Annotated in this window: 31 protein-coding genes, 3 tRNA genes and 1 pseudogene; 8 read left to right on the forward strand and 27 right to left on the reverse strand. The window is 70.5% G+C overall.

The window, feature by feature from the left end:
• Positions 1-62 precede the first annotated feature (62 nt).
• From ACWCP0_RS01865 to ACWCP0_RS01890, 6 genes are all read right to left on the reverse strand, one after another.
• A complete protein-coding gene (locus ACWCP0_RS01865) occupies positions 63-1,118 on the reverse strand; it encodes a UDP-N-acetylmuramate dehydrogenase (protein WP_451076886.1) in 1,056 nt (351 codons plus the stop codon).
• Between the two features lie 92 nt (positions 1,119-1,210).
• Complete coding sequence (locus tag ACWCP0_RS01870) at positions 1,211-1,639, reverse strand: MaoC family dehydratase (RefSeq protein WP_451076887.1); 429 nt, start codon at positions 1,637-1,639, stop codon at positions 1,211-1,213.
• A 5-nt stretch (positions 1,640-1,644) separates the two neighbouring features.
• Positions 1,645-2,097, reverse strand: a complete 453-nt coding sequence (locus ACWCP0_RS01875) for an FAS1-like dehydratase domain-containing protein (RefSeq protein WP_451076888.1) — start codon at positions 2,095-2,097, stop codon at positions 1,645-1,647.
• 131 nt (positions 2,098-2,228) lie between these two features.
• A complete protein-coding gene (gene rpmG, locus ACWCP0_RS01880) occupies positions 2,229-2,393 on the reverse strand; it encodes a 50S ribosomal protein L33 (RefSeq protein ID WP_003948671.1) in 165 nt (54 codons plus the stop codon).
• A gap of 89 nt (positions 2,394-2,482) precedes the next feature.
• Positions 2,483-2,555: transfer RNA gene (locus ACWCP0_RS01885), tRNA-Met, on the reverse strand.
• A gap of 47 nt (positions 2,556-2,602) precedes the next feature.
• Positions 2,603-2,675 (reverse strand) — tRNA-Thr (locus ACWCP0_RS01890).
• Between the two features lie 299 nt (positions 2,676-2,974).
• Between ACWCP0_RS01890 and ACWCP0_RS01895 the strand changes: the two genes are divergently transcribed.
• Together ACWCP0_RS01895 and ACWCP0_RS01900 are read left to right on the forward strand one after the other, a co-directional pair.
• The gene (locus ACWCP0_RS01895; RefSeq protein WP_451076889.1) at positions 2,975-4,210 is read left to right on the forward strand and encodes an amidohydrolase family protein; all 1,236 of its coding nucleotides are present in this window, start codon (positions 2,975-2,977) and stop codon (positions 4,208-4,210) included.
• Positions 4,211-4,322: 112 nt separating this feature from the next.
• Positions 4,323-4,979, forward strand: coding sequence for an SDR family oxidoreductase (locus tag ACWCP0_RS01900; RefSeq protein WP_451076890.1), 657 nt, complete (start codon positions 4,323-4,325; stop codon positions 4,977-4,979).
• Between the two features lie 28 nt (positions 4,980-5,007).
• Here ACWCP0_RS01900 and ACWCP0_RS01905 read toward each other — a convergent pair whose 3' ends face one another.
• The 5 genes from ACWCP0_RS01905 to ACWCP0_RS01925 form a co-directional block, all read right to left on the reverse strand.
• A complete protein-coding gene (locus ACWCP0_RS01905; protein ID WP_451076891.1) occupies positions 5,008-5,226 on the reverse strand; it encodes a hypothetical protein in 219 nt (72 codons plus the stop codon).
• Positions 5,227-5,529: 303 nt separating this feature from the next.
• Positions 5,530-5,763, reverse strand: a complete 234-nt coding sequence (locus ACWCP0_RS01910; RefSeq protein WP_451076892.1) for a hypothetical protein — start codon at positions 5,761-5,763, stop codon at positions 5,530-5,532.
• A gap of 967 nt (positions 5,764-6,730) precedes the next feature.
• Positions 6,731-7,069: a transposase gene (locus ACWCP0_RS01915; RefSeq protein ID WP_451077012.1), complete on the reverse strand. Its 339-nt coding sequence runs from the start codon at positions 7,067-7,069 to the stop codon at positions 6,731-6,733.
• 6 nt (positions 7,070-7,075) lie between these two features.
• A complete protein-coding gene (locus ACWCP0_RS01920) occupies positions 7,076-7,333 on the reverse strand; it encodes a hypothetical protein (protein WP_451076893.1) in 258 nt (85 codons plus the stop codon).
• Positions 7,334-7,710: 377 nt separating this feature from the next.
• Positions 7,711-8,091: a winged helix-turn-helix transcriptional regulator gene (locus tag ACWCP0_RS01925; protein WP_451076894.1), complete on the reverse strand. Its 381-nt coding sequence runs from the start codon at positions 8,089-8,091 to the stop codon at positions 7,711-7,713.
• A 108-nt stretch (positions 8,092-8,199) separates the two neighbouring features.
• On the opposite strand from ACWCP0_RS01925, the gene ACWCP0_RS01930 reads away from it, so the two are divergent.
• Together ACWCP0_RS01930 and ACWCP0_RS01935 are read left to right on the forward strand one after the other, a co-directional pair.
• Positions 8,200-8,607 carry a RidA family protein gene (locus ACWCP0_RS01930; RefSeq protein WP_451076895.1) on the forward strand — a complete coding sequence of 136 codons (408 nt, stop codon included), beginning with the start codon at positions 8,200-8,202 and terminating at the stop codon, positions 8,605-8,607.
• A gap of 181 nt (positions 8,608-8,788) precedes the next feature.
• Complete coding sequence (locus ACWCP0_RS01935; RefSeq protein WP_451076896.1) at positions 8,789-9,409, forward strand: hypothetical protein; 621 nt, start codon at positions 8,789-8,791, stop codon at positions 9,407-9,409.
• Positions 9,410-9,568: 159 nt separating this feature from the next.
• Here the strand turns inward: ACWCP0_RS01935 and ACWCP0_RS01940 are convergent.
• Positions 9,569-9,650 (reverse strand) — tRNA-Tyr (locus ACWCP0_RS01940).
• A gap of 203 nt (positions 9,651-9,853) precedes the next feature.
• Between ACWCP0_RS01940 and ACWCP0_RS01945 the strand changes: the two genes are divergently transcribed.
• The 3 genes from ACWCP0_RS01945 to ACWCP0_RS01955 all read left to right on the forward strand — a co-directional run bounded on the left by ACWCP0_RS01945 (position 9,854) and on the right by ACWCP0_RS01955 (position 11,710).
• The gene (locus ACWCP0_RS01945) at positions 9,854-10,342 is read left to right on the forward strand and encodes a YajQ family cyclic di-GMP-binding protein (RefSeq protein ID WP_351226642.1); all 489 of its coding nucleotides are present in this window, start codon (positions 9,854-9,856) and stop codon (positions 10,340-10,342) included.
• Between the two features lie 163 nt (positions 10,343-10,505).
• Positions 10,506-11,018 (forward strand): methylated-DNA--[protein]-cysteine S-methyltransferase, encoded by a 513-nt coding sequence (locus ACWCP0_RS01950; RefSeq protein ID WP_451076897.1) that lies wholly within the window; start codon positions 10,506-10,508, stop codon positions 11,016-11,018.
• Entirely contained in the window at positions 11,015-11,710 is a 696-nt protein-coding gene (locus ACWCP0_RS01955; RefSeq protein WP_451076898.1) for an alpha-ketoglutarate-dependent dioxygenase AlkB family protein, read from the forward strand. Before ACWCP0_RS01950 ends, ACWCP0_RS01955 begins: the two co-directional genes overlap by 4 nt.
• 19 nt (positions 11,711-11,729) lie before the next feature.
• Here the strand turns inward: ACWCP0_RS01955 and ACWCP0_RS01960 are convergent, their stop codons facing one another.
• Positions 11,730-11,999 carry a GlsB/YeaQ/YmgE family stress response membrane protein gene (locus ACWCP0_RS01960; protein WP_351226646.1) on the reverse strand — a complete coding sequence of 90 codons (270 nt, stop codon included), beginning with the start codon at positions 11,997-11,999 and terminating at the stop codon, positions 11,730-11,732.
• A gap of 102 nt (positions 12,000-12,101) precedes the next feature.
• On the opposite strand from ACWCP0_RS01960, the gene ACWCP0_RS01965 reads away from it, so the two are divergent.
• Positions 12,102-13,343, forward strand: coding sequence for an APC family permease (locus tag ACWCP0_RS01965; protein ID WP_451076899.1), 1,242 nt, complete (start codon positions 12,102-12,104; stop codon positions 13,341-13,343).
• Between the two features lie 37 nt (positions 13,344-13,380).
• Here ACWCP0_RS01965 and ACWCP0_RS01970 read toward each other — a convergent pair.
• The 14 genes and pseudogenes from ACWCP0_RS01970 to ACWCP0_RS02035 all read right to left on the reverse strand — a co-directional run bounded on the left by ACWCP0_RS01970 (position 13,381) and on the right by ACWCP0_RS02035 (position 26,218).
• Positions 13,381-13,918 (reverse strand): annotated as a pseudogene (locus tag ACWCP0_RS01970) (SMI1/KNR4 family protein).
• Positions 13,919-14,213: 295 nt separating this feature from the next.
• Positions 14,214-14,606, reverse strand: a complete 393-nt coding sequence (locus ACWCP0_RS01975) for a YccF domain-containing protein (RefSeq protein WP_451076900.1) — start codon at positions 14,604-14,606, stop codon at positions 14,214-14,216.
• Entirely contained in the window at positions 14,603-15,466 is an 864-nt protein-coding gene (gene htpX, locus ACWCP0_RS01980; protein WP_451076901.1) for a zinc metalloprotease HtpX, read from the reverse strand. Before htpX ends, ACWCP0_RS01975 begins: the two co-directional genes overlap by 4 nt.
• A gap of 153 nt (positions 15,467-15,619) precedes the next feature.
• On the reverse strand, positions 15,620-16,078 hold the full coding sequence (gene mscL / locus ACWCP0_RS01985; RefSeq protein ID WP_451076902.1) for a large conductance mechanosensitive channel protein MscL: 459 nt from the start codon (positions 16,076-16,078) through the stop codon (positions 15,620-15,622).
• Between the two features lie 107 nt (positions 16,079-16,185).
• A complete protein-coding gene (locus tag ACWCP0_RS01990; protein WP_451076903.1) occupies positions 16,186-17,730 on the reverse strand; it encodes an NADH-quinone oxidoreductase subunit N in 1,545 nt (514 codons plus the stop codon).
• Positions 17,727-19,304: a complex I subunit 4 family protein gene (locus ACWCP0_RS01995; protein WP_451076904.1), complete on the reverse strand. Its 1,578-nt coding sequence runs from the start codon at positions 19,302-19,304 to the stop codon at positions 17,727-17,729. The genes ACWCP0_RS01990 and ACWCP0_RS01995 overlap by 4 nt, the downstream gene beginning before the upstream one ends.
• A 3-nt stretch (positions 19,305-19,307) precedes the next feature.
• Positions 19,308-21,299, reverse strand: a complete 1,992-nt coding sequence (locus ACWCP0_RS02000) for an NADH-quinone oxidoreductase subunit 5 family protein (RefSeq protein WP_451076905.1) — start codon at positions 21,297-21,299, stop codon at positions 19,308-19,310.
• Entirely contained in the window at positions 21,296-21,664 is a 369-nt protein-coding gene (gene nuoK, locus ACWCP0_RS02005) for an NADH-quinone oxidoreductase subunit NuoK (protein WP_451076906.1), read from the reverse strand. Before nuoK ends, ACWCP0_RS02000 begins: the two co-directional genes overlap by 4 nt.
• Positions 21,664-22,212: an NADH-quinone oxidoreductase subunit J family protein gene (locus tag ACWCP0_RS02010; RefSeq protein WP_451076907.1), complete on the reverse strand. Its 549-nt coding sequence runs from the start codon at positions 22,210-22,212 to the stop codon at positions 21,664-21,666. Before ACWCP0_RS02010 ends, nuoK begins: the two co-directional genes overlap by 1 nt.
• On the reverse strand, positions 22,209-22,802 hold the full coding sequence (locus ACWCP0_RS02015; protein WP_451076908.1) for a NuoI/complex I 23 kDa subunit family protein: 594 nt from the start codon (positions 22,800-22,802) through the stop codon (positions 22,209-22,211). The genes ACWCP0_RS02010 and ACWCP0_RS02015 overlap by 4 nt, the downstream gene beginning before the upstream one ends.
• The gene (locus ACWCP0_RS02020) at positions 22,802-23,770 is read right to left on the reverse strand and encodes a complex I subunit 1/NuoH family protein (RefSeq protein WP_451076909.1); all 969 of its coding nucleotides are present in this window, start codon (positions 23,768-23,770) and stop codon (positions 22,802-22,804) included. The genes ACWCP0_RS02015 and ACWCP0_RS02020 overlap by 1 nt, the downstream gene beginning before the upstream one ends.
• On the reverse strand, positions 23,767-25,224 hold the full coding sequence (locus tag ACWCP0_RS02025; protein WP_451076910.1) for an NADH-quinone oxidoreductase subunit C: 1,458 nt from the start codon (positions 25,222-25,224) through the stop codon (positions 23,767-23,769). Before ACWCP0_RS02025 ends, ACWCP0_RS02020 begins: the two co-directional genes overlap by 4 nt.
• A complete protein-coding gene (locus ACWCP0_RS02030) occupies positions 25,221-25,826 on the reverse strand; it encodes an NADH-quinone oxidoreductase subunit B (protein WP_451076911.1) in 606 nt (201 codons plus the stop codon). Before ACWCP0_RS02030 ends, ACWCP0_RS02025 begins: the two co-directional genes overlap by 4 nt.
• A complete protein-coding gene (locus tag ACWCP0_RS02035; protein WP_450723998.1) occupies positions 25,817-26,218 on the reverse strand; it encodes an NADH-quinone oxidoreductase subunit A in 402 nt (133 codons plus the stop codon). The genes ACWCP0_RS02030 and ACWCP0_RS02035 overlap by 10 nt, the downstream gene beginning before the upstream one ends.
• Positions 26,219-26,407: the final 189 nt, after the last annotated feature.

The following is a 26,407-nucleotide window of genomic DNA, read 5'->3' on the forward strand; positions in this document are numbered from 1 at the left end:
ACGCGATGACGGAGGACCCGGCGACGGTGAAGCAGCCGGTCGCGGTGGCGTACTAGCCGCTGCTACAGGCTGACGCCGACCGTCACCGGCTCGTTGACCAGCGTGACCCCGAAGGCGTCGCGGACGCCCGCGACGACCTCGCGGGCGAGGGCGAGCAGGTCCTCCGTGGTGGCCTCGCCCCGGTTGGTGAGCGCGAGGGTGTGCTTGGTGGAGATGCGGGCCGGGCCCTCGCCGTATCCCTTGGTGAAGCCGGCCCTGTCGATGAGCCAGGCGGCGGAGGTCTTGGTGTGGCCGTCGCCCGCGGGGTACGCGGGCGGCGTGACGCCGTCGCCGAGCCGGTCGCGTACGCGGCCGAGGAAGGTCTCGTACGCGGGCGCCGTCAGGATCGGGTTGGTGAAGAACGACCCGGCCGACCACGTGTCGTGGTCCTCGAGGTCCAGCACCATGCCCTTGCCCGCGCGCAGCTTCAGCACCGTCTCGCGCGCGGTCGCTGCCGGGACCCGGTCGCCGGTTTCGACGCCGAGGGCGCGGGCCGTTTCGGCGTACTTGATCGGGGCGGACAGGCCCCCGGCGTCCTCCAGCTCGAACCGGACGCGCAGCACGACATGGCGGTCGGGGTCCGCCTTGAAACGGCTGTGGCGGTAGGCGAAGCCGCAGTCGGCGCCGGCGATGGTGACCGTCTCGCCGCTGCGGCGGTCGTACGCCACGACCTCGGTGATGGTGCTGGACACCTCCTGGCCGTACGCCCCGACGTTCTGGATCGGGGTGGCGCCGGCCGAGCCGGGGATGCCGGACAGACACTCCAGGCCGGCGAGGCCCGCCTCCACGGTCCGGGCCACGGCGTCGGTCCACACCTCGCCCGCGGCGAGCTCCAGCTTCGTGCCGTCCAGCCGGAATCCGGTGGTGGCGATGCGCAGGGCGGTCCCGTCGAAACCCTTGTCGCCGATGACGAGGTTGCTGCCGCCGCCGATCAGCAGCAGCGGCGTGCCGGCGGCGTCCGCCTCGCGGACGACCGCGATCACCTCGTCGTCCGTGGTGGCGGTGACGAGGCGCGTGGCCGGTCCGCCCAGGCGGAAGGTGGTCAGCGGGGCGAGGGGGGCGTCATGGAGTTCCTGCACGGGGACAAGAGTACGGTCCGGGCCGCCGCGCCCCTGGAGGGCAGGGGCGGCCCGGACCGCAGGTGTGCCGGGACTCACGCCGAGCGCCGGTGTCAGGCGAGCCGTACGACCGCGCGCGACATCCCCAGCACCTTCTGCCCGGCGGACACCGCGATGAGGTCGACCCGCACCTGGTTGTCGTCCAGCTTGGCCGCGACCTTGCCGCTGACCTCGATGACCGCGCCCTTGTCGTCGTTCGGCACGACCACCGGCTTCGTGAACCGGACGCCGTACTCGACGATCGCGCCCGGGTCGCCCACCCAGTCCGTCACCACCCGCGCCGCCTCGGCCATCGTGAACATGCCGTGCGCGATCACGTCCGGCAGCCCGACCTCCTTGGCGAACTTCTCGTTCCAGTGGATCGGATTGAAGTCCCCGGAGGCGCCCGCGTACTGCACCAGCGTCGCCCGGGTCACCGGAAAGCTCTGCGCCGGCAGCTCGGTGCCGACCTCGACGTCCGCGTATGCGATCTTCGTCGCCATCTCGGTCAGGCCTCCTCGGCGCCGCGCGCCACGAGCTTGGTCCACGCGGTCACGACGTGTTCGCCCGCCTCGTCGTGCACCTCGCCGCGGATGTCCAGGATGTCGTTGCCCGCGAGGGACTTGATCGCCTCGATCGTCGAGGTGACCGTGAGCCGGTCCCCGGCCCGCACCGGACGCGTGTACGCGAACTTCTGGTCGCCGTGCACCACACGGCTGTAGTCCAGGCCCAGTTGCGGGTCGGCGACCACCTCTCCCGCCGCCTTGAAAGTGATCGCGAACACAAAAGTCGGCGGGGCGATCACATCGGAGTGGCCGAGCTGTTCGGCGGCATCGGGATCGGTGTACGCGGGATTCGCGTCGCCCACCGCCTCCGCGAACTCCCTGATCTTCTCCCGGCCGACCTCGTACGGCGCGGTGGGCGGATAGGTCCGCCCGACGAAGGACTGGTCGAGCGCCATGGACTCGCTACCTCCTGGATTTCTCGCCTTGCCGGTGCTGTGCTTTCCGGGTGGATGCCCCCGGACCCCTGCCGGAACAAACGACACGAGGCCGCCCCCGTGATGGGGGCGGCCTCGCATTCGAGCCTGATTCAGCGCGTCTCGCGATGCGCGGTGTGCGCGTTGCAACGAGGGCAGTGCTTCTTCATCTCAAGACGGTCCGGGTTGTTACGCCGGTTCTTCTTGGTGATGTAGTTCCGCTCCTTGCACTCCACGCAGGCCAGCGTGATCTTCGGGCGGACGTCGGTGGCAGCCACGTGAGTGCTCCTATGACGGACGGATGGACGGATGAACGCAAGAAAGAGTAGCCGATCGGAGGACCGACCCCACAATCGGCTACTGTGTGTAGCGGTGACCGGACTTGAACCGGTGACACAGCGATTATGAGCCGCTTGCTCTACCGACTGAGCTACACCGCTTCGGTGTCGGATCACCTCGCCCGAAGGCGAGGATCTTCCAGCACCAGAGCCCCAATACGGAATCGAACCGTAGACCTTCTCCTTACCATGGAGACGCTCTGCCGACTGAGCTATTGGGGCGAGCGATGAAGACATTACACGGTCGCCCGCCGATCGCCCAAATCCGTTTACGGGGCACGTTCGCCGTCTTCGGGGGCGCAGGCGCGGCGGGGGTACGGCACGGGTTTCGGCGCTGCGCCGGTGCACCGCCACGTCCGTCCCGTACGCCACTCGTGGTCACACCGGTACGACTATTGCGCTCCTCCTCGAAGCGCAGTCCACACGCCCCTAGGCTCGACCACGCCGGGTGATCTTGATCGTCCGCAGGCCGGGGCCGGTCGAGGTCCAGGCCGCCCGTCCCCCGCCCCTTCAGGAGCGCGATGCCCGACAGCCAGGCGCAGCCGCCCGACGGCGCCACCGCCGACACCACCGCACTGCTCCTGTGCGGCGCCCGCCTCACCGACGGCCGCACGGTCGACGTACGGCTCAGCGGCGGCCGTATCGAGGCCGTCGGCACCGCCGGGAGCCTGACCGCGCACTCCGCCCGCGTGGACCTGAGCGGTTTCCTGCTGCTGGCCGCACCCGCCGAGCCGCACGCCCACAGCGACACGGCCCTTACGGCGCCGGCGGCCGAGGGGCCGGTGTCGTACGCCGTCGAGGACGTCCAGCGGCGCGCCACCGAGGCCGCGTTGCTGCAGCTCGGGCACGGCGCGACGGCGCTGCGCTCGCACGTGCGGATCGGGGACGTGCACGGTCTCGGCCCGCTGGAGGGGGTGCTGCAGGCCCGCCGCTCGCTGCGCGGGCTGGCCGAGTTGACCGCGGTCGCCGTGCCGCGGCTGCTCACGGGCGTGGCCGGGGCCGACGGGCTCGCGATGCTGCACGACGCGGTGAAGATGGGCGCGTCCGTGGTGGGCGGCTGCCCGGACCTGGACCCCGATCCGACGGGGTACACGGAGGCGGTCCTCCAAGTGGCCGCCGAGCATGGCTGTCCCGTCGATCTGCACACCGACGGCGAGGATCCGGCGCGCCTCGCCCGGCTCGCCTCCATGGCGGGCGGGCTGCGGCCCGGCGTGTCGATCGGCCCGTGCGCAGGCCTGGCCCGGCTGCCCTCCGAGATCGCGTCCCGCACGGCCGACCAGCTGGCCGCGGCGGGCGTGACGGTGGTCTGCCTGCCCCAGGGCGGCTGCGCCGGCGCGGAACTGCGCGGAAGCGCACCGGTGCGGCTGCTGCGGGCGGCCGGGGTACGGGTCGCCGCGGGCAGCGGGGCGATGCGCGACGTGGCGAACCCGGTGGGCCGCGGGGACCCGCTGGAGGCGGCCTATCTGCTGGCCTCGCAGGGCGGGCTGCGCGTCCCCGACGCGTACGAGGCCGTCAGCGCGGCGGCGCGGCAGGCGATGGGTCTGCCCGACGTACGGGTGGAGGCGGGATTCCCGGCCGAACTGCTCGCCGTGCGCGGCGAGGAGCTGGCGGGCGTGCTGTCGCTCGCGTACAGCAGGATCGTCGTGCACCGCGGGCGGGTGGTGGCACGGACGAGCGCGGTACGGGAGTACTGCGATTCGGCGGCGGCCTTCGCGCTCGAACTGCCACGCCAGGGGCGGCCGGATACGGGTCCATGAGCGTGACGGGGCCCCGGGCGGGACCCCAGGGCGAACGTGACCATGACCGGATCTGTGGCCTCGGCACGGGCGCCGCGAGCGAGGCGCACGGGACCGGCGTACGGTCGTGAGCATGCGCATTGTCATCGCTGGAGGACACGGTCAGATCGCACTGCGCCTGGAGCGGCTGCTCTCCGCGTCCGGACACGAGGTCGCGGGCATCATCCGCAAGCCGGAACAGGCCGACGACCTCCGGGAGGCCGGTGCGGAGCCGGTTCTGCTGGACCTCGAGTCCGCATCGGTCGACCAGGTAGCCGCCCACCTGCAGGACGCGGACGCCGCGGTCTTCGCGGCGGGCGCGGGCCCCGGAAGCGGCGCCGCCCGCAAGGACACGGTGGACCGCGCGGCTGCGGTGCTCTTCGCGGACGCGGCCGAACACGCGGGCGCACGCCGGTACATCGTCGTCTCGTCGATGGGCGGGGACCCGGACCACAAGGGCGACGACGTCTTCGACGTGTACCTGCGGGCGAAGGGCGCGGCCGACGCGTACGTACGGACCAAGAGCGGGCTGGACTGGACGATCCTGCGTCCGGGGATGCTGACGAACGACGCCGGAACGGGCCTGGTCCGCCTGGAGGCCAGGACCGGCCGCGGTCCCGTGCCGCGCGACGACGTCGCGGCGGTCCTCGCGGAGCTCCTCGAGACCCCGGCGACGGCCGGGCTGACACTGGAGCTGATCAGCGGCTCGGTGCCGGTGGCGGTCGCGGTGAAGGCCATCGCGGGCAACTGAGCTCCGGTGCCCAGCAGGATCAGCCCCATCAGAAGCACCGGTCGCGGCGCTCGGGGAGTTTCTCGGGGTACGTGTCCCCGTTCAGCTCCGGGTACGCGTAGACGATGTCCGGACACAGGAGACGGCGCTCCGCCGTGAGGACGTCGGCCTGCTCGATCGACGCCGGTGGAGCGGCAACCGACAGGTAGAGGTCCCGTGCTCCCCGTGCCCCAAACCCTCCACGGGGACGCCGAACCGGTCCTCCCACGAGCCGGCGCTGCCGACAAGTCCCGGGCGCCCATGTGATCAGCCATCCCTCGCCAGTTGACGGCCGCGGGCAGGTCGGCGCCTCGGCCGGCCTGCACGAGCGCCGGACACCTGACGCTCCCGTCAGGGAAGAGCCCAGCCGCCAAGTCCTCGCAGGGGCCGTTGGTCGTCCGGGCCGTTCCAAGGATCTGCCGGCTCGTTGGGCTTCGTTCTCCCGCGCGCTCTGCCAGGTGTTGCGGACAAGGCATGGCTGAGGGATTCCGGGCTGACCGGGAAAGTTGCCGGAACCAGCGAACTCCGGTGATCAGTCGCGGACGATGATCTCGGCAGATCCCTCGATCCCCAGTGCGGCGAGGGCCGCCCGCACCCGTTCCACGGCCTCGCCGCGGTCCACGCCCGCTGCGACCTCCAGATCCAGGTGGGACCGCCCCATGCCCGAACCTGCGCCCGTGATCTCGCCGTCGCCAGCGAACGCCTCCGTCAGGGCATCTTCGACCTCGTCGCGGTCGAGGGACAGCTCTTTGAGGACGATCTCCATGAACAAGGCTGTGCTCCGTCCGGTCTCGGCTCATCGCGTCGACGACGGTACGGGGACGTACGGGGACGATCTCGTCCGGGGAGCCGACCGCGCGGCAGTCCGGACGACGGCCTACGAAGCTTTCCGGGCAAACCCGAAGGCGTCGGAGGCGTCTTCCGCTGCGACATGACACGGGGAGGGGATCAGGGGAGGGGATCATGCGCAGAAGGCTCACGCGTGTCGTTGCAGGGCACACGCACGACGCCGCCACGCGGGAGGCCGCCGCGGCGTGGGTGCTGTCCCAGTCGATGGCGCAGGGCAAGAACGCCCCCGACGCGCAGGGACTCATGGAGGTGCGCACTGAGCCACCTTCGATTGGCAGCCGCGTGACGAGCGGTTCTGCAGCGCGGACGTCGGCGGCATGGCGCTGGTGGCCTGCGCGACGTACCCCGCCCCGCTCGGTAAGGGCCCGGCCGTCAGAGCCTGGACCACAGCCCTGACCGCGGCCGGACGGTGGTCTTCAGCACCGATCATCAGGAAGTGGAGTCTGCAACCTGTGCGGGCGAGCCCGTCGACCTGTACAAAGTCGGGGTGATGCGGAACGGCCAACGGGCCTTGTACGCATCCCGCTTCACCGAGCGCCGACTCCGACCCATGACCCTGAACGTCCGGCGCGGCTCCCCATCCGCGGTGGAGCGCAGAGAGGTGAACGGGATCGCCGCTGAAAGGCCCAACCACAGCCAGTGAGCGGGGCCGGCGGCTCATTGATCGGTTGAAAGCCGTAGCCCCGGCTGCAGTTGAGCGTGACGGATTTACCGACCGCGCGGCCACCTTCGCCTGACCTCGAAAGATGCGCGTACGGCGCGCTTCCACCCCACTCCTGCCCCCACGTGCCGACCTTTGCGGTTACGGTGCCCCAGAAATGAGCGGCGACTTCAGAGTCGTCTGCGATCCGGTCCGGAACTGCCAGGCAATCCCACCGATCACCTCACGTTGGGCTCGCCATCGGCCGGCCCTCTTCGGCGTCCGGTCCGGGAGCGCAGCGCAGGACGTCCCTCTTGGACATGCCTTCGGCCGTTCGTCGGGCCACGTGGTGCTGGGTGCGGGAGTCGTCACGCATGCCGCCGAGCGCAACGGTGTGGAGAGCGTTCTTCGCGTGGACGCCGCCGCCCCGGTTGAGGCAGTGCCGGTGGGTACGGCCCGAGCCGGCCGCGACCGGGGCCGCCGCGCACAGGTGCGCGAAGGATGCCTCCGATCTGAGCCGGACAGGGTTGTCGCCCGCCGTGATCAGGAGCTGGGCGGCGGTCTCAGCGCCGAAACTGCACAGTCGTGGTCAGGTTTCTTCGGGATCCAACTCGAAGATGAAATAGATGCTCAGGCAGTAGGGCTCGTCCTCGTCGTGGAAGAAATCCCACGACACGTCTGACAGGCGGATTCTTTGTTCCCGCACCCACTCATGGGCTTTCTTGAAGGCTTCCGCGGGAGTTGTGGCGAGGAACAGCTTCCTGGCCACGGGATGCACCCCCGTCTCAGCGTCCGAGTCGTCGAAACCCTCCGGAACGTCCAGGCAGAAGTTGGGATCGAGCTCCATGGGGTGCGCCCTTTCCGGTCGGTTCACCCGTACGAATCGACAGAGGTTGCCCTCTGAGCACGACGACCGGTAGGACCGCCGCACACCCGGAAGGGTTGCTTCTTCCGACCATGCGGCGAGGTGACGCAGCCGTAAACGGCCTCGCGATGATCCATACGACACGTCCCACCAGCCGCAAGCGCCCGCCGGACGGACTTCGGGCAGCACCGTGAGCCTTCAGGGCGAGCCCGCACAGGCATCCGCGCCGGCAGTCGGCCACCGACGGAGCGCACTCGCAGAACACCCCCTCCATCAGTGGCGGACTCCGCCCCGGCCCCCGCGTTGGAGGGCTGCCAGTGCATTCCTGCGCGGCCGCACGGCAAGCGAGTCCTCAACCGTCAGGCGTCGAAGCGGTGGCGGGAGGCCTCGATGTGACCGAGGTAGCGGTGGGTCCAGTCGCACAGTCCGTCGATCGTCACCCGCAGGGCCTGGCCCGGCTCGGTGAGGGTGTACTCGACCCGCGGCGGCACGACGGGGTGCACCGTCCGCTCGATCAGACCGTTGCGCTCCAGCATGCGCAGGTTCTGGGTGAGCATCTTGTGGCTGACGCCCTCGATCTCGTTCCGCAACTCGCTGAAGCGCAGGGTGCGTTCACCGAGGGACTCGATGATCAGGAGCGCCCACTTGTTGGCGACGTCCGAGAAGATCTCCCGCGCCAAAGAATCCGCACGCGTCAGGTCCGCATCCTCGGGCGAGCCGCTGAACTGCTTGGTCACCATCAGGTTCCCCAGTCACCGAAAAGTGCGTTCTTCCATGTCAGCGCACACTCTCCTACGGTTTCCGAGTAACCACAAGAGAGCGACTCTCACGCAATGGAGGCAGGCGGCATGGCCATCACCCTGGTGAACCCCAATGGATTGCCGGAGATCGACGCCTACCGGCAGGTGTCGATCGCGACCGGGTCGAAGCTGGTCTTCATCGCCGGGCAGGTCGCCTGGGATGCCGATGGGGTCACGGTCGGCGAAGGTGACCTCGCCGCTCAGGTCGAGCAGTGCTACCTCAACATCGGCACCGCCCTGGCCGCGGTCGGCGGTTCCTTCGACGACGTGGCGAAACTGACCGTCCACGTCGTCGACTGGACCCCCGACAAGATGCCCCTGCTCCTGGAGGGGGTCACCCGGGCGGCCGCGAAGCTGGGGGTCACCCCAGTCCCTCCGGCGACGCTGCTGGGCGTCGCGGCACTGGACGTACCCGACCATCTGGTCGAGGTCGAAGCCACCGCCGTCATCGACTGAACAGGCGCTCTTCGCCCCGGGGCTGTCTCAGCCCGGCGTCCGCCGCGGCGAGGCGCCGGGCACGACGGGCAGCGAGATATCGAGGTGGGAGGCCATGTCCAGCTCGAACCGGCCCCCGTTGAAACAGATCGACCCCGGTGGTGCGGTCAACCCCCGGTAGGCGCGCTTCCTGCTCGATGCCGTGGCCGCACAAGGCGACCGCGGCAAGCACCTCCAGGCCATCTTCGGCTGCCTGTACCACGCTGGTCTGCGCCCTGGTGAAGCCGTGCGGCTGCGGCAGACGAATTGCGAGCTTCCGATGACGGCTGGGAGAGCGCTGCATCTCGACGGGTCCCGCACCCTCGTCGGTAGCTCCTGGTCCGATTCAGGTGACGCCCATGACGTGCGGCGCGGATCGAAGTGGAGGCCGCGTAAGGACGGGCGCAACGTACCGATCCCGCCGCAGCTCGTGGCCATGCTGCGCCGGCATCTCGTCACGTACGGCACGGCCCCGGATGGTCCCCTGTTCCGGACTGCCCGCGGTGGCATCGTGCAGGAGAGCGGCTACGGAGAGGCCCGGGCCCGAGCGCGCCGCCACGCGCTCACCAGCGAGCAACAGGAATCCCCGCTCGGCGCTCGCCCCTATGACCTACGACACGCATGCGTCTCCCTGTGGCTGAACTCCGGAGTCGACCCGATGGAAGCGGCCCGGCGTGCCGGCCACACCGTCGCAGTCGTGCTGAAGGTCTACGCCAAGTGTCCGGACGGCGCTACGGCCATGGCGAACGCAAGGATCGAGGAGGCCATGAAGAACCGGGGATGAGCGGACCGCGTGCCCCACAGATGCCCCGCGCGCGCTGGTCAGCGTGCGAACCGGGTGGACAGAGTGGGATATAGCGAGTATTTCGGACTCTCGCGCATCCGGGAAAGACGAAACGGCCCCTGTTCGGCGTTTCCGCAGATCAGGGGCCGTTTCATCGCGTGGCGGCGCCAGGATTCGAACCTGGGTAGGCTAAGCCGACGGATTTACAGTCCGCTCCCATTGGCCACTCGGGCACACCGCCATGGGATCGATGCCAAAGCGTCCGCTTTTCGGCGGTGCTCCCTGGCAACGACGTAAACGATACCTGATGCCCAGGGGTGCTTCGCCACCCGATTGATCAGCGCCTCGGCGGGGTGCGGATGGCTAGGCTTGCCACAGCGGCCCGGGAGTGCGGCCGCCCGTCCATGCACCCGATTCGCCCCCGACTTCAAGGAGCCACAGCACATGGCCGACTCCAGTTTCGACATCGTCTCGAAGGTCGAGCGGCAGGAGGTCGACAACGCCCTCAACCAGGCCGCCAAGGAGATCTCGCAGCGCTACGACTTCAAGAACGTCGGCGCCTCGATCTCGTGGTCCGGCGAGAAAATCCTGATGCAGGCGAACTCCGAGGAGCGCGTCAACGCCATCCTCGACGTCTTCCAGTCCAAGCTGATCAAGCGTGGCATCTCGCTGAAGGCGCTGGACGCGGGCGAGCCGCAGCTCTCCGGCAAGGAGTACAAGATCTTCGCCTCGATCGAGGAGGGCATCTCTCAGGACAACGCCAAGAAGGTCGCGAAGATCATCCGCGATGAGGGCCCCAAGGGCGTCAAGGCGCAGGTGCAGGGTGACGAGCTGCGGGTCAGCTCGAAGAGCCGTGACGACCTGCAGGCCGTGATCGCGCTGCTGAAGGGCAGGGACTTCGACTTCGCGCTGCAGTTCGTGAACTACCGCTGAATCGATCGGCGGGCGGTTCCCGGCACTCGGGGGCGGACGTGGCCAGGGCCGCGCCGCCCCCGCCGCATGCGAAGTCCGAATACCGCCAGTCCGGGTCGGGTCGCGGGACCAGACTCGTCACGTGAGGCGTTGCACAGTACGAGGTGAGGAAGAGGGCAGGGCCATGACGGTGTACGCGACGGTCGACAGTCCGCTGGGTGAGCTGCTGCTGGTCGGCGAGGAGTCCGCCACCGCCCCGGGCGGTACGGCGCTGGCGTCGCTCTCCGTGCCGGGGCAGAAGGGCGCGGCGGTCGTCCAGGCGGGCTGGCGGCAGGACGCGGGGGCGTTCGAGGAGATCACGGGGCAGTTGCGGGCGTACTTCGCCAGGGAGCTGACGCGCTTCTCGATCGAGTACGCCGAGCGGGGCGGCAGGAGCACCGAGTTCCAGCGGCGCGTCTGGCGGGCGCTGGAGGAGATCCCGTACGGGGAGACGGTGACGTACGGACAGATCGCCGGGCGGATCGGTTCCTCGGGCGCCGGTGTACGGGCGGTCGGGACCGCGATCGGACGGAACCCGCTGCTGGTCGTACGGCCGTGCCATCGGGTGATCGGCGCCGACGGCGCACTGCGCGGTTACGCCGGCGGACTGGAGCGCAAGGAGCGGCTGCTCGGTCTGGAAGGCGCGCTGGTGTCGTGACTGCCGGACTCTTCCCGAAGGAGCGGGCGAAGGTGGCGCCCGGGGCGGTGCATGTCCCCGGGTGGCTGACGATCGCGCGCCAGCGCGAACTCGTCGACGCCTGCCGGGCGTGGGCCCGCGGGCCGGTGCCCATCCGGCACACCAGGCTGCCGCGTGGCGGGGTGATGTCGGTGCAGACGGTGTGCGTGGGCTGGCACTGGCAGCCCTACCGCTACACGCGCACCGCCGATGACGTGAACGGCGCGCGCGTCGCCGAGTTCCCGGACTGGCTGATCCGGCTGGGGCGTGAGGCGCTCGTCGCGGCGTACGGGGACGACGTGGTGACCGGCGGGGCCGAGGGCACGGCGGGCGACGCGGCGGGCGAGCCGTACACACCGGACACCGCGCTGATCAATTTCTACGACGGCGACGCGAAGATGGGCATGCACCAGGACAAGGACGAGCGGTCGAGTGCCCCGGTGGTGTCACTGAGCATCGGTGACACATGCGTCTTCCGCTTCGGGAACACGGAGAACCGGGGGCGGCCCTCCACGGATGTCGAGCTGGTCTCCGGGGACCTCTTCGTCTTCGGCGGGGCGTCCCGCTTCGCGTACCACGGCGTGCCGAAGGTGTACCCGGGCACGGCCGACCCTGCGCTGGGCCTGGCCGGCCGGCTGAACATCACCCTGCGCGAGACCGGGCTCCGGGGCTGATGGGAGCCCGCACGGCGGCCTAACGCGAGCGCGAGTGGCCGAACAGGATCCGGTACGCGATCAGGAGGACGAGCGCGCCGCCGATGGCCGACACCCACGTGGCACCGTCGTAGAACTCCTTGGTGATCGGCCGGTCCAGCCAGCGGGAGGATATCCAGCCGCCGATGAAGGCACCGGCGACACCGATCAGCGTCGTGCCGATCAGACCGCCCGGGTCGCGGCCGGGAAGAAGGATCTTGGCTATCGCCCCGGCGAGCAGCCCGAGGATGATCCAGCTGATGATGCCCATGGCCGTGACCTGCCTTTCTTCGTACGCATTCTTCGTTCGACGTCGCTGTCACAGACGACCGGCGTGCGGGGCGCGGTTGCGCTCGTCAGTAGGGTGCGGCTTGTGACACAGGAACTGCGGCGGTCGCTCGGCGTGTTCGACGCCGTCATCATCGGGCTGGGCTCGATGGTCGGAGCGGGCGTTTTCGTGGCGCTGGCGCCCGCGGCCGGAGCGGCCGGCTCCGGGCCGCTGCTGCTTGCGGGTCTGGGGCTGGCCGCGGTGGTGGCGTACTGCAACGCGATGGCGTCGGCACGGCTCGCGGCCCAATACCCCGCGTCGGGCGGGACCTATGTGTACGGGCGGGAGAGGCTCGGCCCGTTCTGGGGGTATCTGGCGGGCTGGGGCTTTGTCGTCGGCAAGACCGCATCGTGCGCGGCGATGGCGCTGACCGTCGGCGCATATGTCTGGCCGGGACAGGCGCATGCGATCGCGGTCGCCGCGGTGGTGGCGGTGACTGCCGTGAACTATGCGGGCGTTCAGAAGTCGGCGTGGCTGACCCGCGCGATCGTGGCGGTCGTGCTCGCGGTCCTGGCTGCGGTGGTCGTCTCCTCTCTCGTGTCGTCTTCGGCGGATCTGACGCTGCTGGAAGCGGGCGGCTCCGGCAGCGGGGCGGGTGGCGTGCTGCAGGCGGCCGGACTGCTGTTCTTCGCGTTCGCCGGGTACGCGCGGATCGCCACGCTCGGCGAGGAGGTCCGGGATCCTGCCCGGACGATCCCGCGGGCGATTCCGCTGGCACTCGGGATCGCGCTGGTCGTCTACGTAGGTATCGCGGTGGCGGTCCTTTCGGTGCTGGGGGCGGACGAGCTGGGTCGGGCGACGGCTCCCCTGGTAGATGCCGTGCGGGCGGCCGGGGCGGAGTGGCTGACCCCGGTGGTGCGGGCCGGCGCGGCGGTGGCCGCGCTCGGTTCACTGCTGGCGCTGATCCTCGGTGTCTCACGCACGACGCTGGCGATGGCCCGCGACGGCCACCTCCCGCGCACGCTCGCGGCGGTCCACCCCCGCTTCCAGGTGCCGCACCACGCGGAGTTGGCGGTGGGCGCGGTGGTGGCCTTGGTCGCGGCAACGGCCGATGTGCGGGGCGCGATCGGCTTCTCGTCGTTCGGCGTGCTCGTGTACTACGCCATTGCCAACGCCTCGGCCTGGACGCTCAGTTCCAGGTGGCGAGTTCTCGCCGGATGCGGGCTCGCGGGATGCCTGGCGCTGGCGTTCGCCCTGCCGCTGTCCTCCGTGCTGTCGGGCGCGGCGGTGCTGGCGGTGGGCGCGGCGACGTACGCGGTACGGGCGCGGGCACGCGCCGGCCGCTAGCTGCGGCTGCGGCTGCGGCTGCGGCTGCGGCTGCGGCTCATATTCGGGCGTGGGCCGCGAAGTCCGGCCAGGGAGGCATGTCGTCGTCGCCGATCCCGACCTCGTCCACGTACCAGCCGGTGCCGTCGAGCCATGTCCGGACCCACATTCTCGAGACTCGGCGCGTCCACGTACCAGGCGTCGTCCGCCTCGTCCGCGTTCGGCTCGTACAGCAGCACCGGGGCGTCCTCCCCGTGGCAGTCGACGCAGGCGAGCATCGCGCAACCCCAGTCGGATATGGGCAGCACGCCTTCGGGCCAGGGCCGGTCGGGATCCTTGCGGCCCGCGTCACGGCCGGCGCGGTACTTCGCGACGGCGGCATCGAGGGTCAGGAGTCCGTATTCCGGGCCGAATCCACCGTCGGCGATCCGCGTGCAGAGCGCGGTGAGCAGCGGCGCCGGCGCGAACCCGAGCGCGGACTCGGCGCGGGCGACGGCGTCCGCGCTCGCCGGTGCCGAGAGGGAAGTCCGGCCCCAGGGCAGGGCCATGGGCGCCTCGGCCACAACGCGGTCCAGCAACTGCTCGATGCCGGTCATGCGTTCATGGTGGACCACGGCACTGACAATCCGACCTGGGGCGTCATCGCACACGGCCCTCGAAGGCAGGGGCCGCTGAGCAGCGCCGCGCAGACAGTCGTCGAGCGCGTCGAGGCCCGGCCGAGGTGCGTACCCGGTCCGTCCCCGGCAGGCCGAAACCGGAGGCCGCCCGTCGTCCGGTCACCATCCCCGTCGGAACAGGCCCGTCGGCGAGCACACCCTCGACCGCCACCCTCGGCGATCACCGACTCGCCCTCGTCGTCGACCGCATGCCGGGGCGAATCCGGGCCCTGCATCACCGCGTAGCGAACGGCTCGTCCGTCGGGACGATCTCCTTGCCCAGTGGCAGCAGCGACACCGGGATCAGCTTGAAGTTCGCGATCCCCAGCGGAATGCCGATGATCGTGATGCACAGCGCGATGCCCGTGAAGATGTGACCGAGCGCCAGCCACCAGCCCGCGAGGATCAGCCACAGCACATTGCCGACGCAGGACGGCGCGCCCGCGTCCCTCCGGTCGACCACCGTGTAGCCGAAGGGCCAGAGCGCGTAGACGCCGATGCGAAACGCGGCCAGGCCGAAGGGGATCCCGATGATCGTGATGCACAGCAGCACACCGGCCAGCAGGTAGCCGAGGAACATCCAGAAGCCGCACAGGATGAGCCATATGACGTTCAGGATGGTTCTCATGATCGGCGACCTGCCATCTGCTCGAGTCGGGCGATGCGCTCCGCCATCGGCGGGTGCGTGGAGAACAACTTGGAGACGCCCTGGCCCGGGCGGAACGGATTGGCGATCATCATATGACTCGCGGTCTCGATCCGCGGCTCGGGCGGCAGGGGCAGTTGCTTCGTGCCCGCCTCGAGCTTGCGCAGGGCACTGGCGAGGGCGAGCGGGTCGCCGGTGAGCTGGGCGCCGGCCGCGTCCGCCTCGTACTCGCGGGAGCGGCTGATGGCGAGCTGGATCACGGAGGCCGCGAGCGGGCCGAGGATCATGATCAGGAGCATGCCCAGCAGGCCGGGGCCGTCATCGTCGTTGGAGCGGCCGATCGGGATCAGCCAGGCGAAGTTGACCAGGAACATGATCACGGAGGCGAGGGCTCCGGCAACCGACGAGATGAGGATGTCCCGGTTGTAGACATGGCTCAGCTCATGGCCGATGACGCCGCGCAGCTCCCGCTCGTCGAGTATCCGGAGGATGCCTTCGGTGCAGCAGACCGCCGCGTTGCGCGGATTGCGGCCCGTGGCGAAGGCGTTGGGCGCCTGGGTCGGCGAGATGTACAGCCGGGGCATCGGTTGGCGGGCCTGGGTGGAGAGCTCCCTGACCATCCGGTAGAGGGCCGGCGCCTCGAACTCACTGACGGGTCGGGCGCGCATGGCGCGCAGGGCCAGCTTGTCGCTGTTCCAGTACGCGTAGGCATTCGTCCCGAGAGCCACGACGACGGCAACGATCAGGCCCATACGGCCGAAGAGACTGCCGATGACGATGATGAGGGCGGACAGTCCGCCGAGGAGAACGGCGGTCCTCAGCCCGTTGTGCCGGCGGTGCACGGTACGCCCTCCAAGTGGTGCGGCAGGGGAACCCTCTGCTGGTCGTGGTCCGCTCTCCAGTGGACCCTCCCGTCTTGGTCAACGCCAGGCGAGAGCCGCGGGTTCCCCTGCCCCTCCAGGTGGAGGGCTGGGCCGTTCGGGTGATGCGGGCCGTCAGCGCTGGGCGGGCAGCAGCCCGGCCTTCTCCAGGGCTTCGGCGACCGGCTCGACCTCACTGGTGCAGTGGGCGCAGCGGCTGGCGATCGCGGGGATCTCGGTGTAGCAGCGGGGGCAGTCACGGACGGCCGCCTTGACGCTGACCGGCTCCTCCTTGGTGAAGCGGTTCTGCACCTTCATCATCGGGACGACGACGCAGAAGTAGAGGACCGCGGCGGTGATCAGGAAGGCGAGCAGGGCGCTGACGAACAGCCCGTAGGGGAACTCCACGCCCTGGACCGTGAACACGGCCTCGCTGAAGTCGCCGGTACCGCGGGTGGCGAGGCCGATCAGCGGGGTGATGAAGGCGTTGCTGAACCCGGTGACGACCGCGGTGAAGGCGGCCCCGATGGCGAGACCGATCGCCATCGAGATCACGTTTCCGCGGAGAATGAAGTCCTTGAACCCGCTGAGCACGGCCGGCTCTCCCTGTGTTGTTCTGCTGGTGTCCAGATGCGCTGAACACCGTGCCCGGCACGGCCGCCCTTTGTCGAACCGCCAGGTCAGCAAGCGCTTGTACCGGATCAGAAGAGGCTGACCGCCGCGAAGCGCAGCACCGGCTGGGGCCATCCGGACAGCACGATGCCCGCCGCGGCGGTGATCGCGATCGTCGCGGTGACCAGGACGGGCGCCCTGTGCCGCTCCGGCGCGCCTTCCGCTGCCGTCTCGGACACGCCCTCGGGCGCCCGGAAGAGGACGGCCGTCCACTGCAGGTAGTAGTAGAGCGCGATCACGACGTTGGCGCTCATGACGACCGCGAGCCATCCCAGGCCCGCGTCGACGGCTGCGGAGAAGACGGTGACCTTCGCGAAGAGCCCGATGATGCCGGGCGGCAGGCCGGCCAGGCAGAGCAGGAAGAAGCCCATCGCCAGGGCGGTCACCGGACGCGTGGCATAGAGGCCGCGGTAGTCGGCGATCCGGTTCAGCGGCTTCGTACGGGCGACGAGGGCGACGACGGCGAAGGCACCGAGGTTGACGATGGCGTACATCAGCGCGTACGCGACCGTGGAGCCGATCTGGTCGTCGCTGGAGTACGCGGCGGCCGCGATCGGCACCAGGATGTAGCCCGCCTGCGCGACCGACGACCAGGCGAGCAGCCTGACCGCGCTGTGTGCGCGCGTGGCCGACTGGCGTACAGCCGCCACATTGCCCGCGGTCATCGTGAGAGCTGCGAGTACGGCCATGGCCGGGCCCCACACATCCGCGTACGCGGGGAAGGCGATGACGGTCACCAGGATGAGCCCGGAGAATCCGACCGCCTTGCCGACGACGGAGAGGTACGCGGCCACGGGCAGCGGCGCGCCCACATACGTGTCGGGCACCCAGAAGTGGAACGGAACGGCGGCCGTCTTGAAGGCGAAGCCGACGAGAGTGAGCGCGACGCCCGCCTGGGCGAGGGTCTCCAGCTGACCCGGGACGTCGTCCAGGCGCGTCGCGATCTGGGTGAGATGCAGGGTGCCGGTCGACGCGTAGACGAAGCTGACGCCCAGCAGCATCACGGCGGTGGCAGTCACCGACGAGAGGAAGAACTTGAGCGCGGACTCGCTGGACATGCGGTCGCCCCGCCGCAGGCCCACCAGGGCGAACGCGGGCAGCGACGCCACTTCGAGGGCGACGACGAGGGTGGCCAGGTCTCGCGAGGCGGGCAGCAGCGCGGCCCCGGCGGCCGAGGACAGCAGCAGGAACCAGTACTCGCCCGCCGGCAGCCGGTCCTTGGTCTCCGTGACCGAGAGCAGCGCCGTGAGCAGCGCGCCGCCGAGCACCAGGAACTGGATCACCAGCGCGAAGTGGTCCGCCGTGTAGCTGCAGACGTCCGGGGCCGTGGTGAGACAGAAGGTGGAACGGTCCCCCTTGCGCAGGGGGGCGAGGGAGAGCACCGCTACGGCGAGACCGGCGATGGCCGTACAGCCGAGAAGCGGCTTGCTCCGCTCCGGCACGAAGAGGTCGGCGACCAGGATGAGCATGCCGACCACCGCGGTGATGGTGGGCGGGGCGATCGCCAGCCAGTCGACGGACTGGACGACGGGCGCGGACAGGCTCTGGGTGGCGGCGGTGGCCAGCGGGGTCATGCCTTTCCTCCTGCGAGGAGCTTCTGCACGGCCGGGTCGGTGAGGCCGAGGAGGACCGCGGGCCACAGGCCGGCGAGGACGGTGAGGGCGACGAGCGGCGTCCAGGCGGCGAACTCGTACCCCTTGACATCGGCGATCTTCACCTCGCCGGCCGGCCTCTCACCGCCCATGCAGACACGGCGGACGACAACGAGGAGGTACGCGGCCGTCAGCAGGGTGCCGAGGCCGCCGATCGCCATGAAGGTGAGGAAGGCGGGGCGGTTGAGGCCGTCGGCGGGGTCGAAGGCACCGAACAGGGCGAGCATCTCCCCCCAGAACCCGGCGAGACCGGGCAGGCCGAGCGAGGCGACCGCGGCGAATGCGAGCAGTCCGCCGAAGCGCGGGGCGCGGCCGTACAGCGCGGCGCCGGTCTGCTGGGCGAGGGCGTCGAGGTCCGTGGTCCCGGTGCGGTCCTTGAGTGCTCCGACCAGGAAGAAGAGGAGGCCGGTGATGAGGCCGTGCCCGATGTTGGCGAACAGCGCGCCGTTGACGCCGGTGGGGGTCATGGTCGCGATGCCGAGGAGAACGAAGCCCATGTGGCCGACGGAGGAGTACGCGATCAGGCGCTTGAGGTCGCCCTTCGAGCCCGGCCTGGCGAGGGCGAGGCAGGCCAGCGATCCGTAGATGATCCCGGCGACGGCGAAGGCCGCGAGATACGGGGCGAAGACCTGCATGCCGTCGGGCGCGATCGGCAGGACGATCCGGACGAAGCCGTACGTACCCATCTTCAGCAGGACGCCGGCGAGGAGCACCGAGCCGACCGTCGGGGCGGCGGTGTGGGCGTCCGGGAGCCAGCTGTGCAGGGGCCACATCGGGGTCTTGACGGCGAGGCCGATCCCGATCGCGAGAACGGCGATGACCTGCACGGACAGGCTCAGACCCCGGCCGTTGTCAGTGGCGAGTGCCACCATGTCGAAGGTGCCGGCCTTGACTCCGACGAGGAGCAGGCCGAGCAGCATGACGACCGAGCCGAGCAGTGTGTAGAGGATGAACTTCCAGGCCGCGGGGCGGCGGTCCTCGCCGCCCCAACGGGCGATGAGGAAGTACATCGGGATGAGGACCGTCTCGAAGGCCAGGAAGAAGAGCAGCAGGTCGAGGACGGCGAAGGTGGCGAGGGTGCCGGACTCGAGGACGAGCAGCAGGGCGACGAAGGCCTTCGGGGACGGGCCCGCGGGCATCTTGTAGTAGCTGTACAGCGCGCAGAGGAAGGTCAGCAGCGCGGTCAGGACCAGGAGGGGGAGGGAAATGCCGTCGGTGCCGAGGTGGATCCGCACGTCCAGGGCCGGAATCCAGCTGATGTCCGTCGTGGCCTGCATCTTCGAGGGCTGGTCGTGGTCGAAGCCGAGCGTGAGGACGATCGCGGCGGCGAGGACCACGCCGGTGACGGTCACTCCGTGGCGGAGCACGGCCTGGTCCGGGGACTTCCCCTTCAGCCCGGGCGGGGCGGGCAGGAGAGCTGCGGCGGCGCCGATGAGCGGGCCGACGACGATGAACGCGAGAAGGAACTGCATCACGGATTCGCTGATATCGATCACGGCTCACACTCCGGCGGCAACGAGTACGGCGGCGATCGCCAGGACGACGGAGCCGGCGAGCAGGGCGCTGAGGTAGGTCTGCACATTGCCGGTCTGGGCTCGGCGTACGAGCCATCCCAGCCAGTTGGTGCCGGTCCCCGCGCCGCGTACGTACGTGTCGACGACCTCGCGGTCCAGGAAACGGACCAGCTCGGCGGCGGCCTGGACGGGGCGGACGAAGAGGGTGCGGTAGACGGCGTCGAGGTGGAAGCCGGCCGCCGCGGGGCGGTGCAGCGGACCGAGCAGCAGCCGGCCCGGGTCGGCGGGATCGGCCAGGGGGTGCGGCATGTGCAGGGCCTCCGCCTCGACCAGGCCGGGCTCGGCCTCGGGGTGGGCGACGAGCTGGGGCTGTTCCACGGCGGACGCGCCGGCCCGGGCACGGACGGCAAGGGCCGTGGTGTGCCGCCAGGTGCCGTACGTGATCAGTCCGCCGACGAGGGCGACGCCCGTGCCGAGGACGGCGGTGGTGAGCGTCGGGCTGAGGGCGCGACCGTCGAACCAGTCGTCGAGGTAGGCCGCGGTGAGGCCGAAGCCGAGCGACGGGACGGCGAGCACCCAGAGCACCGCGGTCATGGCGAGGGGCTGCCTGCCGTGGTCGGGGGCCTCTGCGCCGTGGCCACGGAACGCAAGCAGCCACAGGCGGGTCGCATAGGCAGCGGTGAGGAGGGCGGTCAGCAGTCCTGCGACCAGAACGGTCCAGCCCGCACTCGCCGGGGCGAAGGCGGACTCGCCGAGCGCGGTGTGCTCGGCGGCCACGAGCACGGCCTCCTTGGAGAAGAAGCCGGCGAAGGGAGGGATGGCGGCGAGCGCGAGCAGGGCGATGGTCATCGTCCAGTAAGCGTCGGGGATCCGCCTGGCCAGTCCGCTCATGCGGGACATGGCGGACAGCGAGTTGGTGCCCGCGGCGTGGATGATCACGCCGGCGGCGAGGAAGAGCAGCGCCTTGAACGCGCCGTGCGCGAGGAGGTGGAAGACGGCGGCGCCACGGTCGCCGACGGCCAGGGCCCCTGACATGTAGCCGAGCTGGCCGATGGTCGAGTAGGCGAGGACGCGCTTGATGTCGTCCTGGGCGAGGGCGGCGAGCGCCGAGCCGACCATGGTGACGGCGGCCATCACGGCGAGCACGACCAGAGCGGCCGCGGACGCGGCGAAGACGGGGAGGAGCCGGGCCACGAAGTACACACCGGCGGCGACCATCGTCGCGGCGTGGATCAGCGCGGAGACCGGAGTGGGGCCCGCCATGGCGTCGGGGAGCCAGGTGTGCAGCGGGAACTGCGCGGACTTGCCCGCGACGCCCGCGAGCAGCAGCAGCGCGATGAGCGTGGGGTGGTCGACGGCGCCCGCGGCGACGGCGCCGAGGATTCCGGTGATGCGGAACGTACCTGCGTCCACGGCGAGCGCGAAGAGACCGAAGAGGAAGGGGACGTCGCCGAGCTTGGTGACCAGGAAGGCCTTCAGGGAGGCCGCGCGCGCCTCGGGCGTCTCCCAGTAGTGGCCGACCAGGAAGTACGAGCAGATGCCCATGATCTCCCAGCCGACCAGCAGCACCATCAGGTCGCCGGAGTAGACGACGAGCAGCATCGCGGAGGTGAAGAGGGAGACGAGAGCCGCGTACGAGGGGTAGCGCGGGTCGTCGCGCAGATACGCCGTGGAGTAGATCTGCACGCAGGACGCGACGACCCCGACGAGGACGGCGACCAGCACCGCGAAGCCGTCCAGGTACAGGGCGAGGTCGATGGGGACCGAGCCGGTGGGGGTGAGCTGTGTGGAGGCGACGATCGGCTTCCCGCCGCCCTGGCGCACGGCGACGACGGCCGCGAGCACCGCGGCGGCCAGCGTGGGCAGGACGGCCAGGGGGCGTACGAAACCGGGCGCGGCACGGCCGGTGAGCAGGCCGGCAGCGGCGCCGAGGAACGGAAGGAGGGGGACGAGTACGGCGAGGGTCGTCGTGGTCACGCGGTGGCCTCAGCCTTCTCTGCCGGGGCGGGCTCGTCCGCCTCCTCGGCGCCCCTGGCGCCCTCGGCGGTGTCACGGAGCTTGTCGATGTCCGAGGTGCCGCGGTTGCGGTAGACCATCAGGACGATCGCCAGGCCGATGCCGATCTCCGCGGCGGCGATGGCGATGGTGAAAAGAGTCAGGGCCTGGCCGGTGTGCAGGGTGTCGCGGAGCCAGACGTCGAAGGCGACCAGGTTGAGGTTGACCGCGTTGAGCATCAGCTCGACGGACATGAGGACCAGGATCGCGTTGCGGCGGGCGAGCACTCCGTACAACCCGGTGCAGAAGAGCAGGACGGAGAGCACGGCGGGATAGGCGAGGTGCATCAGTGCTCTTCCTTACCGCTCTTGCGGGACAGGACGATCGCGCCGACGAGAGCGGCCAGGAGGAGGACGGAGAGCGCCTCGAACGGCAGCACCCAGTGCCGGAACAGCATCTCGCCGGACACCCGGGTGGAGCCCTGTACGGGGCCGTCGAGGTCGATCCACGTCGCGCGGAAGGCGTCGACGACCACCCACACCAGGGCGGCCGCGGCGGCCACGGCCACGGCCAGGGCCGCGGGGCGGTTGCCCGAGTCGGCGTCCGGGGAGCGGCCGATGGGGGCCTTGGTCAGCATCAGCCCGAAGAGAAGGAGGACGACGACGGAGCCGACATAGATCAGCACCTGGACCCAGGCGATGAACTCGGCGGTCAGGAGCAGGTACTCGACGGCGAGGCCGCCCAGCGCCACCACCAGCCAGAGTGCGGCGTGCACCAGCTGCCTGGTCGTGACCGTGACGACGGCGGCGGCCAGGGTGGCGATGCCGACGAGGACGAAGGCGATCTCGACACCGGTCGGGGAGAGGAAGCCGCTCGCTGCGGCTGCGAGGCTCACGACGTTCCCTCCCGGGTCTCCTCGGCAGCGGCGGTCGGCTCGTCGGCGGTCTGCTCTTCGGCAGCGAGCTTCTCGGCGGCCAGCTTCTCGGCGGCCTTGCGGGCGGCGGCGAGCTCCTTGGGGTCCTCCGCGGCCGGGTCGAGCGCGGGCGGCTCCGGGACCGTCCACATCCACTCGCGGAGCTTGTCCCGCTCATGGGTCAGTTCGCGGATGTCCGTCTCCGCGTACTCGAACTCCGGCGACCAGAACAGCGCGTCGAAAGGACACACCTCGATGCAGATACCGCAGTACATGCAGAGCGAGAAGTCGATCGCGAAGCGGTCGAGGACATTGCGGCTGCGCTCACGGCCACCGGGAGCGGCCGCGGGGACCGTCTCCTTGTGGGAGTCGATGTAGATGCACCAGTCCGGGCACTCACGGGCGCAGAGCATGCAGACCGTGCAGTTCTCCTCGAACAGGCCGATCACACCGCGCGTGCGCGGCGGGAGCTCGGGCTGGACGTCCGGGTACTGCGCGGTGTGGGACTTCCGCGTCATCGTGCGGAGCGTGACGGCAAGGCCCTTGGCCAGGCCGGATCCGGGGATCGGCATTACTGGATCACCACCTTCACGACGCCGGTGAGGGCGATCTGGGCAAGGGCGAGCGGGACGAGCGTCGTCCAGGCGAGCTTCTGCAGCTGGTCCTCGCGCAGCCGCGGATAGGTCACGCGCAGCCAGATCACGATGAAGGCGAGCACCGCCGTCTTGAGCAGGGTCCAGACCCAGCCGAGGCCCTCGGCCCCGAACGGGCCGTGCCAGCCCCCGAGGAAAAGGACGGTGGTGAGACCGCAGAGCACGACGATGCCCGCGTATTCGGCAAGCATGAAGAGCGCGAAACGGAGGCCGGTGTACTCGGTGTACGCGCCGAAGATGATCTCGGAGTCGGCGACCGGCATGTCGAAGGGCGGACGCTGAAGCTCGGCGAGGCCGGCGACGAAGAAGACGACGGCGCCGACGATCTGCCAGGGCAGCCACCACCACTCGAAGGCGTTCAGGATGCCCGGGAGCGAGACGGTGCCGGCTGCCATCGCGACGGACGCGGCGGCGAGCAGCATCGGTAGTTCGTACGCGAGGAGCTGAGCGGCGGTGCGAAGGCCGCCGAGGAGGGAGAACTTGTTGGCAGACGCCCAGCCCGCCATGAGCGAGCCGAGCACGCCGACGCCCATGACGGCGAGCACGAAGAAGATGCCCGCGTCGACGATCATCCCGACCGCGCCCTCGCTCGGGCCGATCGGGATCGCGACGAGGACGAGAAGATAGGGGAGAAGCGCGACGGCGGGCGCGAGCTGGAAGATGCGGCGGTCGGCGTTGGCCGGGACCACGTCCTCCTTCTGCGCGAACTTCACGCCGTCGGCGACGAGCTGGGCCCAGCCGTGGAAGCCGCCGGCGTACATCGGGCCGAGGCGGCCCTGCATATGGGCCATCACCTTGTGCTCGGTCTGCCCGATGACGAGGGGCAGAACGAGGAACACCGCGAAGATGACGACCAGCCGCAGGGCGACGTCGAGAGCTTCGTTCACGCGGAGTCGCCTCCTTCGGAGTCGGCCGGCTCGTTGCCGGGTCCTTCGTCGGACCCGGTCGCCGGGCGTGCGGTCGGCGTGGTGCCGGACTCGGGCTGCGCTTCAGCCGCGGGCGTCGGGTCGGGCTGCGCTTCAGGCTCGGGCGCGGGCTCCGGCTTCGCTTCCGGCTCGGGCAGGGCCTTGGGCGCGGGCGCCGGCTCCGGCTTCGTTTCCAGCTCGGGCAGGGCCTTGGGCGCGGGCGCCGGCTCCGCTTCCGGCTCGGGCAGGGCCTTGGGCGCGGGCGTCGGCTCCGGCTTCGCTTCCGGCTCGGGCAGGGCCTTGGGCGCGGGCGTCGGCTCCGGCTTCGCTTCCGGCTCGGGCAGGGCCTTGGGCGCGGGCTGCGCTTGCGGCGCCTGGGGCACGGGCTCGGCCCGAGTCCCTGGCTCGGGTTTCGGCTGAGCCTGCGCCTCGGGCTCGGGCTCGGGCACAGGTTTTGCCTCGGCGTCCTCGAACGCAGGGCGGGCGTGATGCCAGGGGGCGTCGGCACTGCGAGGGCGTGCGGCCGGAGCCGCGGCCGGCGATGCGGCGTCGCTCCCGGCCTCGCGCTGCGTCGCCGAGCCTTCGCTCGCGCTGCGTGCGCGCCGGGCCGGGCGCGGCGTGGGCGGCGTCCCCTCCCCCGGCTCCCCCGGCGCCGCCGGCTCGGTGGCCGCAGGGCGCTGGCTCGTGGAGCCCTCCGTCACGCTGCGGGCGCGGCGGGCCGGGGCCGCAGGGGCCTCCGGCGTCTCCGGGGCCTGGCTCGCGGAGCCCTCCGTCACACTACGGGTGCGCCGCGGGGGCCGTTCGCCTGCGGCGCGGGGGGTACGGGCCGGACGGGCCGGGGCAGGGGGGAGCTGTCCCTTGAGCGGACCCCACTCGTTCGGGTCGGGGACGCCGGGCGGGAGCATCTGGCGGCGCTTCGGGCCGCCGTGCTCGGACTCCCCCGGCTCCTTCGCGCCGGGCCAGGCCTTGGCGACGCGGGCCGCCAGGACGAAGTCCTTGCGCAGCGGGTGGCCTTCGAAGCCCTCCGGGAGGAGCAGCGGCACAAGGTGCGGGTGGTCGGTGAAGGAGACGCCGAACATCTCGTACGTCTCCCGCTCGTGCCAGGCCGCGCCCGCGTAGACGCCGATGGCCGTCGGGAGGGCCGGGGCGTCGTGCGGGACGGTCGTGCGGAGCAGAAGACGGCGAACCGTGCGCCCCTCCGAGCCGGACTCGCCCGACCCGAGCGCGACGACGTGCGCGCAGACACGGAAACCCGTGCCGGGCTCGTCGACGGCGCTCAGCCAGTCGAAGTAGGTGCAGCCGAGCTCGTCGCGGGCCGTGCGCAGCGCGTCGAGCCAGTCGGCCGCGGGCACGTCCACGGTCAGCACGTCGTACGCCGCCTCGGCGGTGGCGTCCGGTCCGAAGCGCTCGGCGACGTCGGTGTCGAAGGCGCTCACGAGGCGGCTCCCGGGGAGGGAGGCGGGGTGACCAGGCCGCTGCGGAGTTCGCTCACGGAGGCACGGCCCGGGGCGTAGCCGTAGCGCTCGCCCAGCGACTCGCGCGCGATCTTCTCCTGGAGCTTGAGAATGCCCTGGAGCAGCGCCTCGGGCCGCGGCGGGCAGCCCGGGACGTACACGTCGACGGGGATGATCTGGTCGACGCCCTTGGTCACGGAGTACGAGTCCCAGTAGGGCCCGCCGCAGTTCGAGCAGGCGCCGAAGGAGATGACGTACTTCGGCTCGGGCATCTGTTCGTACAGCCTCTTCACCGCCGGTGCCATCTTGTCGGTCACGGTGCCCGAGACGACCATCAGATCGGCCTGGCGCGGACCCGGCGCGAAGGGGATCACACCGAGCCGGATGAAGTCGTGCCGGGACATCGACGCGGCGATGAACTCGATCGCGCAGCAGGCGAGCCCGAAGTTGAAGACCCAGAGGCTGTAGCGGCGGCCCCAGTTCAGGACCACCTTCATCGGCTCGGGAGCGAGCCGGGCGAGGGCGCCCAGCCGCTTCGGCTCCGGAAGCAGCACGGGCTCAGGGGTCTGCGGGGTCACGTCCATGCCAGGACGCCCTTCTTCCATGCATAGAGCAGTCCCACGGCCAGGAAGCCGAGGAAGATGAACATCTCCACGAGCGTCGTCGCCCCGTATCCGGCCGCGGCGAAGACCGTCGCCCACGGGAACAGGAAGATCGAGTCGACGGCGAAGATCACGTAGAGGAATGCGTAGACGTAGTAGCGGACCTGGGTGTGGGCCCAGCCCTCGCCCACGGGGTCGACTCCGCATTCGTACGTGAGCAGCTTCTCGGGGGTCGGTACGACCGGCCGCAGCAGGCGGCCCGCGCCGAAGGCCACCGCGACGAAGAGGACTCCGATCACGGCGAGCAGCCCGACGACCGAGTAGCTCTGGAAGTAGTCGGCCGCGAGTACGGTCGGTTCGGTGGGTTCCGGCACGTCCTTCCCTCGCTCCCTGCCCCGGTTTCGACGATTCGTTCGACGAATCTGATTTGACGATCCTTTCGCACGGGAGTCTAGGCCCTGCTAAGGGCACGGTAAGCAGCCGTGTCCCGCCTTGGTCCGGATCGGGCGGTTCAGGGGTGGGGATATCCCTACTTCGCCCCACCCACCCACCCCATGGCGTGC

The organism is Streptomyces sp. NPDC001970 (assembly GCF_053594115.1).

Coding starts and splice junctions, on each gene's coding strand:
- ACWCP0_RS01895 (WP_451076889.1), top strand. CDS start 2,975: ATGCCCGACAGCCAGGCGCAGCCGCCCGACGGCGCCACCGCCGACACC.
- ACWCP0_RS01960 (WP_351226646.1), bottom strand. CDS start 11,999: ATGGGCATCATCAGCTGGATCATCCTCGGGCTGCTCGCCGGGGCGATA.
- ACWCP0_RS01945 (WP_351226642.1), top strand. CDS start 9,854: ATGGCCGACTCCAGTTTCGACATCGTCTCGAAGGTCGAGCGGCAGGAG.
- ACWCP0_RS01875 (WP_451076888.1), bottom strand. CDS start 2,097: ATGGCGCTCGACCAGTCCTTCGTCGGGCGGACCTATCCGCCCACCGCG.
- ACWCP0_RS01870 (WP_451076887.1), bottom strand. CDS start 1,639: ATGGCGACGAAGATCGCATACGCGGACGTCGAGGTCGGCACCGAGCTG.
- ACWCP0_RS02015 (WP_451076908.1), bottom strand. CDS start 22,802: ATGCCGATCCCCGGATCCGGCCTGGCCAAGGGCCTTGCCGTCACGCTC.
- ACWCP0_RS01950 (WP_451076897.1), top strand. CDS start 10,506: ATGACGGTGTACGCGACGGTCGACAGTCCGCTGGGTGAGCTGCTGCTG.
- ACWCP0_RS01910 (WP_451076892.1), bottom strand. CDS start 5,763: ATGGAGATCGTCCTCAAAGAGCTGTCCCTCGACCGCGACGAGGTCGAA.
- ACWCP0_RS01930 (WP_451076895.1), top strand. CDS start 8,200: ATGGCCATCACCCTGGTGAACCCCAATGGATTGCCGGAGATCGACGCC.
- nuoK (WP_451076906.1), bottom strand. CDS start 21,664: ATGCACCTCGCCTATCCCGCCGTGCTCTCCGTCCTGCTCTTCTGCACC.
- ACWCP0_RS01920 (WP_451076893.1), bottom strand. CDS start 7,333: ATGGAGCTCGATCCCAACTTCTGCCTGGACGTTCCGGAGGGTTTCGAC.
- ACWCP0_RS01900 (WP_451076890.1), top strand. CDS start 4,323: ATGCGCATTGTCATCGCTGGAGGACACGGTCAGATCGCACTGCGCCTG.
- ACWCP0_RS02030 (WP_451076911.1), bottom strand. CDS start 25,826: ATGGACGTGACCCCGCAGACCCCTGAGCCCGTGCTGCTTCCGGAGCCG.
- ACWCP0_RS01975 (WP_451076900.1), bottom strand. CDS start 14,606: ATGAGAACCATCCTGAACGTCATATGGCTCATCCTGTGCGGCTTCTGG.
- ACWCP0_RS01990 (WP_451076903.1), bottom strand. CDS start 17,730: ATGACCCCGCTGGCCACCGCCGCCACCCAGAGCCTGTCCGCGCCCGTC.
- ACWCP0_RS01925 (WP_451076894.1), bottom strand. CDS start 8,091: ATGGTGACCAAGCAGTTCAGCGGCTCGCCCGAGGATGCGGACCTGACG.